The organism is Bradyrhizobium sp. Arg237L, assembly GCF_029990105.1.
Classification (GTDB): Bacteria; Pseudomonadota; Alphaproteobacteria; order Rhizobiales; family Xanthobacteraceae; genus Bradyrhizobium.
Genome location: NZ_JAQMIL010000021.1, coordinates 17,560 through 31,306, shown reverse-complemented (window position 1 = coordinate 31,306; position 13,747 = coordinate 17,560). Strand labels below are relative to the sequence as shown.

Sequence of the window (13,747 nt, the reverse complement as noted above, 5' to 3'; positions counted from 1 at the left end):
GGACTTTCAATCAGGTCAATACAACGGACAACGTGACGCGTGATGACCGCCGACCGACCAATTGATGACGTCATCCGTCGATGGGCACGCGCGATCTCGTCCTGAAGACGACCGCCGAACGGTTCGAACCGCCAATAAAAATGGTGAAATATTTGTGACGCACCGGATGACAGTTTCAGCTCAGGAACACGATACCGCCCGGAAGCGCTCTGACCTTGAGACCGAACAGGTGGGCCAGCTTGGGAACGATGTCCTCGATCCGGTCGAGCCGGAACGTTGCATCGAGCGGCAGCTGACCGATGCGTGCGCCGGTCAACACGATCCGGCCGCGCCGGTACCGATTGATCTCGCCAATCACCTGCGATAGCGGCTGGTTCTCGAATACCAGGAGACCCTTCCGCCACGCATCCACGGCCTGACCATCAGATGGCTTGACGTCGCCGAGGCCATCGGGACCGTAATCGACGCGCTGGCCGCGGCCGAGATCGACCGCGTCTTTTCCGCAAGAGATTCCGACCTCGCCATCCAGACAGACGACCGCGACATCCTGCCCGTCTCGGCGAAGATCGAACATCGCGCGTGTCGCTCTGATACGTCCGCTTCCGGCCGCGATGACGAAGGGTTGTTGCAGCGCCGCGCCTGGACGGCCGGTCGTCACCACAATCTCACCCCCCACAAGCGTCAAGCCGCGTGTGTCCGAATCCGCACTGGCGCTCACGCTGGTCCGCGTATTGAGCTCGACCGAAACGTTCTCCGCAACATCGATCTGACGTCGCTCACCTACATCCGTTCGGTAGTCCGCGCTGAGTTCGGCAAGCGACGGCCAGAGCTCGAGAGGCGGACGAGCAGCGAGATAAATCGCGCCACCGACCGATGCGGCCAAAGCCCCGCCAATCCAGGCGCGGCGCGTCAGCGGAGAACGCACGGGCGTTCGGACAACCGCGACCTCCGCAATAGCAACATTGTTTGCCGCCTGCCGAAGCAGCTGCCATTGCGCATTCGCCTGAGCAAAGGCGCGCCGGTGCGCGACGCTCTCGGCACGCCAACGATTGGCCCCTGCGATATCGTCCTGACTGACGTCACCAGAGCGCAGCCGAACAATCCAATGACGCGCCGTTGTCATCGGGTCTTCGGTTTCGCCGGTCTCGCGAGAATCAGACGTCATGATCAGTGTCCTTGGCGCCGTCCGGCGCCTGCTCAATTGACAAGACGTTTTCCGCCGCACGAACCCGCCGCCTTGCCGAGAAATTTTCAATCCGACGGCCGCAATGGTCGAAAGCCAAGCCCATCTCCCGCTCGACCGACCGCAGCGAAATGCCGAAACGATTGGCAATCTCGCGATAGGGTAGTTCATCGATCAGCGCGGCGATAAAAATCGCCCGGCGGCGCTCCGGCAGTTCGCGGAGAACCCGCTCCAGCGCGGCCATCTCCGATTGCATCAGCACGATGCGTTCGGGATCAAGCTGGTCGTCGTCGGATCGCAGCAGCGCCTCCAGACTGGCCTTGCCGGACCAGCGAATATCGGCCCGATGCCGATCCACTGCGACATTCAAAGCGATCCGATAGAGGTAGGATTCTGGACGGTGAACCGGAGCAATCGCGTCGATCTGTCCCAGTCGGATCCAGGTCTCATGCAGCGCTTCGGCGGCGACGTCAGACGAGCCGACCCGTCGCGTCAGCCGGCGCTTCAAGTCTTCGTAGCGCAAGACCAGCAGCTGACGCAGCGCTGTAAGTCCCTTGTCGACCATCATGCGTGCCGTGGACTATGGATTTGCCGCGCGGCGTGGCGGTGGCGCGCCGCCGGAGCAGTCCGTAGCGGCACCAGTTGCGACGGGCGATACGATGAGGGCGATCGGCTGCGGGAAATGCGGCGGCGGCGGCTTCCCGATGCGTATCCTTGCGATCATCGCGTCGAGGGCCCCGTCGCGCGCGTCGTCCCCGGTCGTGTCGAGCCGCTTCGATCGCGTTACCTCGCCCGACTGTCCGACCCACAGCCTCAGCGCCAGTCGATAATGTCCCGGCAAAGTGCGCGGATCGGAACAAAGCGCGTGTTCGATCGCGCGCTGGACATCTGCATAGTAATGCAGGTCTTCGACGGAAGGCTCATCTGCCTTTAATATCTCCCCGATGGCCACGGTACCCGGGGCAAATTCGTGGGCGGCTAGGTTCGATCCGGCAAGCAACATCGACAGCGCCATGAGCGGCGGCATCGATCCGCTGACTTCGGGTGCTTGACGACCCGCGACCTGCCGCGCGTCGACCATCACTTCGATTCCTGTCGTCTGACTAAACGCGTAAAGCGCCTTGGCGAGCGGTTGGGACCGAATATTGAAACGAAGGGAGTCCTGCGCCGAGATCCGATCGGTCGCGAAGATCAAGCCAAGAGCCAACACCATGGCACGGCTGAACCGATCGCTGCGGGACGTAACGAATGGCGCATCCCGTGACAACGAACGACCCCACTTTCACCCTATCAGAAGACGAAAACGCCTTAAGGAGCAAATGTTACAGTTAAATGTCAAAGGTTAGGGTGACCGGTTGGTTTTGAGCCGAAGCGGCTTGCGAGCATGATTCAGAACCAAAGGGCAGACATCTGAGCGCGGCCGCTTTTGGCCTTTCTGAGACGTACCGATCCGGCTCAATGTCCGCTGCGCCAAAAGCTGCCGATCGTCAGATCTGGCTGCAGCCAAGCGCAATTCGCGGGAACTACGCAGACCGTTACGACCGGGAGTACCAAATCGTCGGAGATCGTAAGCTGGCGCAGGACATAGCGGGAAAGCGTAGCGGGGGAGCGCTACCACCTTTCCCCACACCAACCAAACCTACGATATCTCATCCAATCCTTCGCATGAGCAGTTCAGCCCCTGGGAGCTCAGCCGTTACGCTCTTAGCGAAGGACGTTGAAAGGCCGCAAACCCCTATGTCGGGCGAACTTGGTATTATCATAGCCGACCCACGGCCAGAGTTCGTATGCTACTGTTCGCCCGCACTCCGTGGGCCTCGCCGCCCTCAGACGGCAAAGGCCACGCGCGACAATTGGCACAACGAGTTCCGTCCGCTTTGCGCCAAGAGCTGTCTTCCCCGCGAACATGGTAGATTGGCGTCGATCGATCCGCAGCCCTGTACCGATGTTCCCGTTGACCGTGGCACTGAAAGTCTCATTGAAGGAGCAGCTCCGGACAAAAGTTATGAATACCGCGCCAGCGCGAGGTCGGCCGCCTCGATATCAGGCTTTGCTCCGCTGATCAGGTCAGCCAGAATACGGCCTGAGCCGCAAGCCATAGTCCATCCAAGCGTCCCGTGGCCGGAATTAAGGTAGAGATTTGAATAGCGTGTCGCCCCAATGACCGGCGTTCCGTCGGGCGTCATTGGTCGTAGTCCCGTCCAGAAGGTGGCGCGCGTTTGGTCGCCGGCACCACCAAACAGATCTTCGACTGAATGTTCGAGGGTCTTCCGCCGCGTCGCTGGGAGGTCAAGATCGAAGCCCGCTATTTCCGCCATCCCACCAACTCGAATTCGAGAGCCGAGACGAGTGATGGCGACCTTGTAAGTCTCATCCATGACTGTCGACGCTGGCGCACGGGATTCATCAACAATAGGAACCGTAATGGAGTAACCTTTCACCGGATACACCGGCAATCGCAGTCCAAGTGGAGCTAACACCGCCGACGTGTAGCTACCCAAGGCCGCAACAAAAACATCGGCGTCAATGTCGCCAACGTCCGTTTCTACGCACGCTACGCTATCGATATTCCTACGCAGTCGGCGGATATCGACGCCGAAACGGAATTCGACGCCCATCGTTTGACACAGGCCGCTCAGCTCGTTCGTGAACTTGAAGCAGTCACCGGTTTCATCGTTTGGCAGGCGTAAACCTCCAGCGATCTTGCTGCTCACCCGCGCGAGGCCAGGCTCTGCGGCGATGCAACCTGCCGGATCCAGCACTTCGAATTGAACACCATCGCTTCGCAGCACATCGATATCTTTACTGATGCCGTCGATTTGCTTCGCGGTCCGAAACAGCTGCAATGTGCCCTGGGTGCGGTGGTCGTAGGTGATACCAGTCTCTTCGCGTAGAGCTATCAAGCAATCACGGCTATATTCGGCAAGGCGAACCATACGCCCCTTGTTGAGCGCGTAACGAGCGGCCGTGCAATTGCGCGCCATGGCAGCCATCCATCGCCACGTCGTCAGATCCGTCATCAGACGGATCACCAGCGGCGCGTGTTTCATAAACAGCCACTTGAAGGCCTTAAGCGGAATGCCGGGTGCGGCCCAAGGCGATGCGTAGCCCGGCGAAATCTCGCCCGCATTCGCGAAGCTCGTTTCGAGGGCAGGACCGCTCTGGCGATCTAGAACCGTCACTTGATGACCCGCCTTGGCAAGATAATAAGCGGATGTCACCCCGATGACTCCCGCACCAAGTACAACTACTCTCATTGAATTCTCTCGCCCCTTCGCCTTGTATCGCAGGAGTCCACGGACTCTCGGTGACAGCGCCTCCAAGACGGCTAGACTCTCGTAGAAGATCATTGCGGCCGCGCATGCAACCTCCTCAAAGGTCTGACGGTCCAGTCACCTCAACGAGATCGTCGCCAAGCGCTAACGCGCATCGACCACTAAACCGATGATTGGGTTGACCCTAACGCAATTACCGCGCAAGAGGTGGCCTCAATTCGCTTTGATCTTCCAAGATAACGCTAAGCACGCAATATTCTTGCGAAGTATGGAAAGAACTTCTCATGGCCGGAGTGGACCAGATTGATCGAAACATTGTGCGTCTGCTCCGTCTCAATGCTCGAATGACGAATGCCAAGCTCGCCGAAGAAGTCGGTTTATCGCCGTCTTCCTGCCTTCGGCGAATTAGGCAGCTCGAACAGAATGGAACTATCCGGGGCTATACCGCTCTCGTCGGGCAATCATCACCTGAGGGGACGCTGGCGGTCATCATTAACATTTCACTTGAACGCCAGACAGAAGACTATCTGAGCAAATTTGAAGGAGCTATTCGTAAGAATCCAGAGATACAGGAATGCTATCTCATGACTGGCGCAGCGGATTATCTGCTACGCATCGAGGTCGATAACGCAGCAGAGTTTGAACGCATTCACACCGAAATACTCTCCACTCTGCCCGGCGTCGCGCGAATCCATTCGAGCTTTGCCATTCGGAACGTTCTGACCGCTCGAAAACGCCCTGCTCTGAATAATTCTCGCCCCCAACGCGAGCAGGGAGAGACTCGATCTTCCTGCAGACGCAGGTGAGTCTGCGTTTCAGTCCGCGTTGCTTCGTCAGCCTCGCAGTCGACATCCTAGATCGACGCCCGTTAGGTTTGGGCTGAAGGTGCCTGAGAGTTCCGGTCGTGGCAACGGTTGCTTTGCTTCGACGTGAGCGGCCGCCGCCCTCGAGCTCCATGGCTTGCGGAAACATTGCCTGACTTCGGCGCCGTGAAGCCACCACCGAGATTGAACGGCGTCGACCTCGGGCACGCACTCATATCCCATCCTCCAAAAAGGCCGCCATCGCGTCGCATCGCGACGGCGGTCAAGTCTCGGAGGTGCAGGCTTTACCCGGCCTGCCGCGGGGTTCTCTTCAAACTCCATTGAGTTTCTGCGAACGCAGTTGAGGCCTCTCAGACAATCCCCCTAAGGCCTTCGGGAGGCTTTTCGTCTCCTGTCCCGCATGACAGCGAGAGCCTCCGGCGGGCACACCGGAGACTCCACTGGAGGTTAGTAGTCCGCGTATTTCTCCTCTTGCTGGTTGATGCCTTCAGAAGTTTCGCTGAACACGAAGCATTCCAACGACCGTATCTTGATTCTTGAGCTGGTAGACCCCAGCCGGCTTCGGCGCGGTTCCCGGGAGGGTGATGGTGCCCGAGTGCTTCTGTTCAAGCAGCATGTACATAATTTCTCCCGAGAACGTCAGGTTCTTCACGGGAGTCCAACGAGTGATCATACCGACCTGTGCGATGTTGAAGTCCGGGTTGCATACACCAGAGATCGAGGCACGCACCGCCGCATTGCAGATCACCGCTGCGCCAGCCGAGCCCCAGCGAGCTGCTGAATACGAACCGAACAACGCGGTGTTGAAGTATGGATCCCAGTTGTGGGTAAACGCACCGCGTACACCCCACAGGTTGGATTTCACGAGGCCGGTACCGGTCGCAGCGCTCGTGCCGGCGAACACAGCGTCGCCCGAACCACCGAACGCAATGCTTTGATAAGCCCCCGGCAAGCTGGTTCCGCCATACATTGCAAAAGAGTTCGGGCTCACACCACCGATCACGTAACGGCTCGCGCCATTGGCGTAGCCAACCGAGATGTTGAACGTGTCGCCCGGTCCGCTCGGAATGTTCCTGATCGATAGAGCCAGCTGTCCGGCCCAACCCCACGCGTTGCTCGGGTGGCCGCTGGTTTCCGTCGAGCCGTAGTAGGCCGCGTGGATGTTATGAGCCGCCACCGACGCCTGGAATAACCCCCAAGCTTGGTCGACACGGACCTGTCCGATAATGTCAGGCACCACGGTGCCGCCATAGCTGGCTGTGCCCAGAACGCCTTGGGCGTAGAGCGCGGGTGTCCCGCCCGACGTATTGGCAAGCTGCGACTGAGTATAGGGAGCACTATCTTCCAATGATACCGAGGCTGTCACCCCGCCGCCGAATGAGGCAGTGTATGCCACCTGGTTGATGCCGGTTGCGTCGTCGTAGCCGCCAAGCAGGAAGGATGTGGCGTTGCCAGGATAGCCCCACCAAGGAGAATCGAACTGCGACACCGCCTTACCGAAGGTGAAGCCTGCAAACTGGATAAAGGCAAAGTTCAATCCGAAAACGCCAGTGGCAATAGAATCGCCCGTGGTCGCCTGGAACACGCCGTCGAAGAGCGTACGAACCACGCCGTATTCGGTGGCCGTGCGTGTATCGATGCTCAGGTCTAGACGAGAGCGTGAGATATATTGGTTTCGCAAGCGATTGGATTGACCGGCATTACCAGCCCAAGCCGGAGCGTTATAACCACCGCCCCCGTTGACTGTCGTGTCGACGCGCAAGTAGCCGCCCATCTTGATGCACGTTTCGGTACCGGGGATATAGAAGAATCCGGCTCCATAGAGAGAGCAGACCTTCACGTACTCGACTGCCTTCGCTTTCACAGGCAGATCAGCAGCCTGAACTCCGCATGCGGTACTCACAACCCCTATCGCCCCGAGCCATAGCCTCTTCATCGTCGCCATCTATATCCCCAATTGATCGAGTCAGTCGTCTGCAACGCCACTTGCATAGAACTGAGACTTACCCGGCCCAGAGTTACGCTCCCGGCCTTCGTGAATGCGGAAGCCGAAGAACTCCGTAGCCGCGACGATACGGCGTATCCCGCTTGTCGCCTGAACAGCTTCGTCGATCCTGCGAGAAAAAAAACCGCGAAGTCTGTACGGAGAGGACGAATCCTAACTGCGTTGCCGAGGCGTGCTTCCGCAGTAACAGAAGAGTACAGTTTGTACGAAAGCCCGAGCGTCCGGAGATCACGCTTAGACGGAATGGCCGCGCTGAAAAAAGCGCGGCCATTTCTCAGAGGACTATTTGCGGAAGTATGACGAGAGCCTTGTCGTTCCTCTCAGCTCATTGCGATGAGCTGGACAAATTGCGAGTTAGGTCTGTCATCATTTGCTTAGCGCGTACCTGGCAAGTGGTGAATTGCCGTAGAGCACGCGAGATCGCTCCGGAAGCGTCTTTGTCGTCGGTTAGGCTGACAGCTTTCTCGGCTTCTTCTCCGCTCGCGAAAGCGTCACGAGCTCTAGCGAACACCTCTTCAAAATAATCAGAAACGGCCAATTGAGAACGCTTCGTTCGCGCGCCCTTCAATGCATCTTCGGCTTCGCGCAAGAGCCGCGCTGCGGTTTGTTTTGCATTATTGAGCAATTCGTCCGGGGTGTTGCAGAGCTGGATCTCCCAAAATTCATTGGCCTCGTCATAGTAATAATATCCATGCCCGGAAATGTGCATCAACGCGCGCCGGTTCGCCGGTCCAATGCAGCCCATATAGATACCCTGGTCACCATTGTCCGGCTTCATAGTTGCAGTGAACGCATTCACCCGGTGGCAGATCGAGCTGGGCCATGGCACTCCGCCAAGCCAAGCCGTTTCGCGTTCCTTGTGGGACATGCGCTGGCCGTCGGAACGATACCTTTCCGGAGCGCTCGTCGAGTAGATTCTCGCCATCTCATCCAGATCGATGGACCCATAGATCTTCTGCATGGAGTCAAACAGATAGCGATTCCTTCCCTGCGAACTCTTCGTCGACAGAGCCGACGCGAACCGAACTTCGCCGAGGGCCGCTACCGATGCTGGCCGGTCTTGTATCCACCCCTCGACGCTGTTGAATTGATAGCCGCTCTGAGGAGATCCAAAACCAGCCGAGGATCTCGGATGAAGCGAGTTGTTGTTTGCATAAAGGAATTGATAGCTAGATCCGGTCTCATCGAAAGACCATTCGCGAACGATCGGATCCCGACCAACACCGAGCGAAGGGCGGGCTTCACAAACGTAACCATACGACGCGTCGGCGTAGAATCCACCAACCGATCCGAGCACTGTGCCAACGTCGCCAATCGGCCAGCTAAGTTCATTACGCAAGGCCTCTTTGGCAGAATTTGCGAACCTAAGGTTGTGGAACACAGACGCGCCTCGCCTGAGCCCATAGCCGCGGTCCTCCGCTGCCTCAATGCCGTGCAATCCGCCGCCGTGGTGAATATATGCCAGCCCCTTGTTGTTCATTCCGGGGTGACCAGCGAAATAGTATTGTCCGAGGCCAGGTATGAAACCTATCACCGAGAAAGGCGTGTAGATGAACGCTGCACCATTATCGGGAAATGCTACAATGGTTGCCTGGAACGTGCAGTCGTGGTCCGTCGTGGCTCCCGCGACCAGCGCACCGTCTCGGGTGGCTTCGCCCCAAGCGCAGGCTCCACTGCAAAGATCGGCAGAAGCTCCGTCTAAGTCGACAACAGTGGTCTGGCCACCGAAGTAAGAGGCGTCGGCCTGCTCTTCCGTTTCGCTTGCCCCGGCATTCGCAAGGTCCCGAACGCCGTGTCCACGGATACCGACGCGGTGAGGCTCAAAATGTCCGGTCCACAGCTGTACGATGTTCAGGTAATCCAGCTGGATGCCGCGCCGTGCTGCCCCATCGACCCACCCTCGCGCCATTTCCAGGATTTCGGGCGCATGCTTTTCGAGCTCGGCCCGCCACTTTTCGATGATTGCGATCTCATCGGCCTGAAATCTCCGTTCTTCAATTTGCCGAAAGATCCAATCGCCAAATATGTCCAGGACCTGCTCTGCGTATTGGCGCCCCATCTCATAGGACGAACCGCGTAGTACGACGATCGGACAGATCGTCGGCACCAGTGGCACGTCGTCCACAAACTCGATCTCAGCTCCCTTTTTGCCGACCCGAACCGTGGACCGATATCGATCGGCAGCGCGATTTGGTCGTTCGTTGTCACTGGAAGTGAGAACAGCCTCGGACTCTTTGGCGATCTCGATGGCTGAAGCTAAGCATTCCTCGGCAAGCTTCGCATCACTCGTCGCCTTTGTATGTGGCGCCAAATATAGGGAGGCTCCGTTGTAGCGCCCCGCGTACCACTTGCCCTTGCTGACGAAGAGCACGGCCAGGTCAAGATTACGTCTTTCCTGGGCATAGATTTTCGTGGACGGGCTGTGTGCGTTCAACGCCCGGTTCGCATCGTAAAGCGCGTATTGCGCCTCGGCCAGGAGTTCAGCCAATCGTGCAATCATCATGAAAGGCGCCTTGACCGGTACGGGCGCCTGGTCGTTCGTCGTCATAGCTTTCCTCATTTGTCGATGAAACTTGTTGCTGCCGCCCCGTTTGCGACGAGACATTGCATATCGCTGTGAGTTACTTGGGATATCGATAGCGGCCCAACAGGAGGATGAGGACCGCGGCCAGGCCGAGCGCGATCACGGAACCCCATAAGGCGGACGTATAGACCCCAAGGCTGTCAAAACACCGCCCGTAGAGGATCGGTCCGATTACGCCGCCGATACCGTGAGCAAAGAATAACAATCCATAGATCGTTCCGAATGCCCTGAGGCCAAAGTATCTTCGAACCAGAAACGGCAGGAAATCGCCTTCCGCCCCAAGCACAAGCCCGGTCAAGACGCCAGCCGCATAAGCCGCTCCCAATTCCGATGCGCCCGTTCCGACGAGCAAAAGGAGAGGCCCCAAAGCGCCCATCAAGAAAGCTGCAGCGGCTACCCGACGAGCCTGAAAGTGATCCAGGAGGTAGCCCATACCCAGCCGACCGAGAATGATCCCAAGTCCACTGACTGCCACGACCCTTGCCGCGTCGCCAGCACCGATCCCTCGATCGGTGAGTAGCGAGACGAGATGGATGGACACGCCGATGCTCGCCATAGCAACGAGCAACACGACAGCGAACAGAAGCCAGATCGCAGATTCGCCAAACGCAGCCCTCAACGTATGGCCCTCAAGTTGAGCAGACGTTGCGCTTCCGCTTCGCGAATGTTCGACGGCTTTTGAGTCACCGTAGAAGATAAGGCCGCAGGCAATGACAGTGAGCGTTACCGAAAGAAGAGCCAGACTTACATAAGCCGTACGCCAGCCCTGAGCAGCGATGAGAGCCCCGGCGACCAAGGGCATAGACACCGTACCCAGCCCCATGCCTACGCCGGCGATTCCCAAGGCAAGGCCGAGGCGACCATCGAACCTTCGCGCTAGAACGGCGAAGTATCCAGGTGGAGTTGTGCCCGCTCCAGCCATGCCAATGGCGAAACTCAGCGCGCTGAACGTCCACGGAGCGTTAGCTGAGCGCGACAGAAGCGCGATCAAACAAGCCATAAGCAAAGCAGACGCCGCGATCACCCTCAAGGACCCGATCCGGTCGACCAGCCTACCGATGATCATCGAGCCGAAAGCAAGACCAAGCATCGACAGCACGCTGGCTGCAGATGTCTGCGCTCGGGCCCAGCCAAACGTTTCGGAGATCGGCTTGAGGAACAGAGCAATCGTACCGACATAGACCGGCGCGAATCCCGCCCCCAATCCCAACGCCACGCCCATGACGATCCGAACTCGCTGGAAGGTCGTCACCAAGGGAACGACGGACGCTCTCTCGCGCTCATGTTCACGAAGCACATCAGTCGCCGCGGTGTCAGTGGCCATCGGTTTCTCCGCTGCACGTTGTCGGGACCATCGCACTCGGCATGCTGCCTCGACGTCGATGGCGTCATCACATCCGTCAATGCCATTTGGCGCTTTCGACAGACGCGAATTTAATTGAGACCCTCTCAATTATTTTCTCACCTATCTCGTAATTGAGAACCTGTCAATTATTGTGACAGTTGTTTGCAGGGTTGACCGCCGCTGTGAGTGGTGGGCAGTTGGTGCATTCAAACCTTTCTTGAAGAGATCACACGTTGAGCAAGGCAGCGGACAAAGGACCACGACGCGCAGGTCGGCGCCCAAGACATCAAGGTGCGGCAGGCCCGGCCGGGCTCACCAAAGAAGCGATCATCCGGCATGTTATTCGCTTGGCGCAACGTGAGCCGTTCTCGAAAATCACTATGGTGCGTCTCGGCCGGGACTTAGGCGTGGCCCCATCGCTCATTCACTATTTCTTGGGAAGCCGCGATGATCTCCTTAGCTTGATCGTCAACCATGCGCTCAAAGAGGTCGCCGACCGCGCCCCTCCCCTGAGCGGCCGATGGCGAACCGACTTGGAGGCGTTGTCGTTACAAGTGCATGAGATGCAGCTGCGATGGAAAGCGGTCACGACGCACATCGCCTCACAAAACGATTACCGCTTGTTCCAGCGAGTGCTGGTTGAAGGGAGCGATTACGGTCTCGTCCTCTTCGACCGCATGGGTACGATCTTGCGCAACGGAGGATTTTCCCCATCGCAGGCAGCCCTCTCCTACCACCTTCTTATGCACTTCTTAACGTCAGTGGCTCGAGCGCATGTATTTGGTCAGGAACCGGCGGCCCGCAGAGCATATATCATCGACTGCACGGCGCGCTTCGCTCTCGCGGACTATCCCGGCGCGAACTACATGCTTGACGCGTTCACCAAGATCGACACTCGCCTGACGTTTGATAAGGGGCTTCATCTGCTTCTTGATGGGATAGCATGCTGGCCTCGTAAGGGAGGCCGTTGACGCGCAGGGAGACGTAAAAGCACGACGAAGCATCCTTTTGGCGTTCGGGACTTCCTGCGACTTGGCCCCTCCGCCGAATGATTGTGCAGTCTTCTTGCTCTCCGAGAGCAAAACAGCGCCACTTGCTCGAATAGTCATTGCGATCCTCACAGACCGCCGTCGAATGCGCCGCTACGTGCTTGCTTCCTGGCATGCCATTGCTATCGCATTCGTGGAGTCATAGGGCGAATACTCTCTTCAGTAGGTAATCTACGAACGCGTCTGCCCGTTCTTCGATCTGCAATCTCACGCGGAACCTTTTTCTGCTAAGCACGTCATCCGATACGATCCGTTGAGTACGACCAAATCGAACGATTGCAAGAATCGTGCACGATTCAGAGTACGCAGTCGTGCACCGCAAACAATTTGACAAATGTGTCGAAACATCGTTTGCTCCGTCAAATCAATTCATAATAGTTTCAAATATGTTCGCGAATGGCTTTGGGGGAAATCCGAATGACGTTTGGGAACGCCTCGCAGTTCGGTGCGGAGGCTGTCTCTGTTGGGCTTCGAGAGCCGAGTTCTCATCGAGAAGGCGTTCGTCCCATGGGTCATCTTGTCCAGAACCGCGTTCTGGCGAGCCTTTCTCTTAGAGACTTTGATCATATCCGCCCCCACCTGCAACCCGTACCCCTGAAGGAACGGGCTATACTGCAGGAGTCGAACAGACACATTGAATATGTTCACTTCATTGAAACGGGAATCGTCTCGCTGGTGACCCTTGCCACCGGAAGCCTCCTCGAGACTGCAATGGTGAGCTCTCGTGGATTCGCACCGATGGCGGTCGTTCTTGGAGCAAGGACCTCCCCACATCGATCAACCGTACTCGTTGCGGGCACCGCGCTAAGAATTCGTGCTGACGACTTACAGCGCTTAATTCTCGAACGTCCACAGATCCGCGAACATCTCTTGCGATACGTTCAGTCCCTCATGGTTCACGGTTCGCAAACAGCACTCTGCGGCGTGCGGCATCACCTTGAACAACGGCTGGCATCGTGGCTCTGCTTAGCGAGTGATGCCATCAGTGCTAATGCCATACCGATAACGCATGATCATATCTCTACCATATTGGGATTGCGCCGGGCCGGCGTCACCGAGGCGTTGAACCGTTTCCAAGATCAGGGATCACTTCGAAAGATACGCGGAGTGATACAGATTCGCGATCGCGAACAGCTCGAGCAACAAACGTGCAGTTGCTACAGAATCATTACGGATGCTTATCGTTAGCCTCACCTCGCGTCTGCCGGCAGGGTCAAGGTGCTTTCAGAACGGAGGCCTATCACCGAAAGTCCATTGACGCGAACGCGTCATGTTCAATCTCAACAATGCCGCGCGAATCCTGGCGCGGCACGGGCGCCTCGCTCCGTCAGTCAGCCCTGCGCTGACTACGCACCGCTTGGGCGCATTTCAGCAGCATCGAACGCCCGCCATATCATATCGAAGCTGTCGACGGGATGTGCGGGCGCCACGCTACAGTCCACCCTGGAGCGCTCTCTGGTCCCGTGACGCTGCGTCAGCACC

General features: G+C 57.8%; 10 protein-coding genes. 3 read left to right on the top strand and 7 right to left on the bottom strand.

The features are described 5' to 3' along the window. Positions 1–175: 175 nt before the first annotated feature. The 4 genes from OZ411_RS15100 to OZ411_RS15085 all read right to left on the bottom strand — a co-directional run bounded on the left by OZ411_RS15100 (position 176) and on the right by OZ411_RS15085 (position 4,533). Positions 176–1,165: a FecR domain-containing protein gene (locus OZ411_RS15100; RefSeq protein ID WP_282528611.1), complete on the bottom strand. Its 990-nt coding sequence runs from the start codon at positions 1,163–1,165 to the stop codon at positions 176–178. Further along, a complete protein-coding gene (locus OZ411_RS15095; RefSeq protein WP_282528610.1) occupies positions 1,155–1,751 on the bottom strand; it encodes an RNA polymerase sigma factor in 597 nt (198 codons plus the stop codon). Before OZ411_RS15095 ends, OZ411_RS15100 begins: the two co-directional genes overlap by 11 nt. Positions 1,752–1,763: 12 nt before the next feature. After that, complete coding sequence (locus OZ411_RS15090) at positions 1,764–2,378, bottom strand: STN domain-containing protein (protein ID WP_282528609.1); 615 nt, start codon at positions 2,376–2,378, stop codon at positions 1,764–1,766. Positions 2,379–3,186: 808 nt separating this feature from the next. Beyond that, a complete protein-coding gene (locus OZ411_RS15085; RefSeq protein ID WP_349017016.1) occupies positions 3,187–4,533 on the bottom strand; it encodes a D-amino acid dehydrogenase in 1,347 nt (448 codons plus the stop codon). A gap of 209 nt (positions 4,534–4,742) precedes the next feature. Between OZ411_RS15085 and OZ411_RS15080 the strand changes: the two genes are divergently transcribed. Further along, the gene (locus OZ411_RS15080) at positions 4,743–5,264 is read left to right on the top strand and encodes an Lrp/AsnC family transcriptional regulator (RefSeq protein WP_282528607.1); all 522 of its coding nucleotides are present in this window, start codon (positions 4,743–4,745) and stop codon (positions 5,262–5,264) included. A gap of 505 nt (positions 5,265–5,769) precedes the next feature. On the opposite strand, the gene OZ411_RS15075 is transcribed toward OZ411_RS15080, so the two are convergent. The 3 genes from OZ411_RS15075 to OZ411_RS15065 form a co-directional block, all read right to left on the bottom strand. Further along, complete coding sequence (locus OZ411_RS15075) at positions 5,770–7,218, bottom strand: porin (RefSeq protein ID WP_282528679.1); 1,449 nt, start codon at positions 7,216–7,218, stop codon at positions 5,770–5,772. A gap of 394 nt (positions 7,219–7,612) precedes the next feature. Beyond that, positions 7,613–9,835, bottom strand: a complete 2,223-nt coding sequence (locus tag OZ411_RS15070) for a hypothetical protein (RefSeq protein ID WP_282528606.1) — start codon at positions 9,833–9,835, stop codon at positions 7,613–7,615. A gap of 73 nt (positions 9,836–9,908) precedes the next feature. Next, complete coding sequence (locus tag OZ411_RS15065; protein ID WP_282528605.1) at positions 9,909–11,195, bottom strand: MFS transporter; 1,287 nt, start codon at positions 11,193–11,195, stop codon at positions 9,909–9,911. A gap of 254 nt (positions 11,196–11,449) precedes the next feature. Here OZ411_RS15065 and OZ411_RS15060 point away from each other — a divergent pair, with 254 nt between their 5' ends. Beyond that, the gene (locus OZ411_RS15060) at positions 11,450–12,187 is read left to right on the top strand and encodes a TetR/AcrR family transcriptional regulator C-terminal domain-containing protein (protein ID WP_282528604.1); all 738 of its coding nucleotides are present in this window, start codon (positions 11,450–11,452) and stop codon (positions 12,185–12,187) included. 585 nt (positions 12,188–12,772) lie between these two features. Next, positions 12,773–13,453, top strand: coding sequence for a Crp/Fnr family transcriptional regulator (locus OZ411_RS15055; RefSeq protein ID WP_282528603.1), 681 nt, complete (start codon positions 12,773–12,775; stop codon positions 13,451–13,453). Positions 13,454–13,747: the final 294 nt, after the last annotated feature.

Coding starts and splice junctions, on each gene's coding strand:
- OZ411_RS15100 (WP_282528611.1), bottom strand. CDS start 1,165: ATGACGTCTGATTCTCGCGAGACCGGCGAAACCGAAGACCCGATGACA.
- OZ411_RS15095 (WP_282528610.1), bottom strand. CDS start 1,751: ATGATGGTCGACAAGGGACTTACAGCGCTGCGTCAGCTGCTGGTCTTG.
- OZ411_RS15085 (WP_349017016.1), bottom strand. CDS start 4,533: ATGATCTTCTACGAGAGTCTAGCCGTCTTGGAGGCGCTGTCACCGAGA.
- OZ411_RS15080 (WP_282528607.1), top strand. CDS start 4,743: ATGGCCGGAGTGGACCAGATTGATCGAAACATTGTGCGTCTGCTCCGT.
- OZ411_RS15075 (WP_282528679.1), bottom strand. CDS start 7,218: ATGAAGAGGCTATGGCTCGGGGCGATAGGGGTTGTGAGTACCGCATGC.
- OZ411_RS15070 (WP_282528606.1), bottom strand. CDS start 9,835: ATGACGACGAACGACCAGGCGCCCGTACCGGTCAAGGCGCCTTTCATG.
- OZ411_RS15065 (WP_282528605.1), bottom strand. CDS start 11,195: ATGGCCACTGACACCGCGGCGACTGATGTGCTTCGTGAACATGAGCGC.
- OZ411_RS15055 (WP_282528603.1), top strand. CDS start 12,773: ATGGGTCATCTTGTCCAGAACCGCGTTCTGGCGAGCCTTTCTCTTAGA.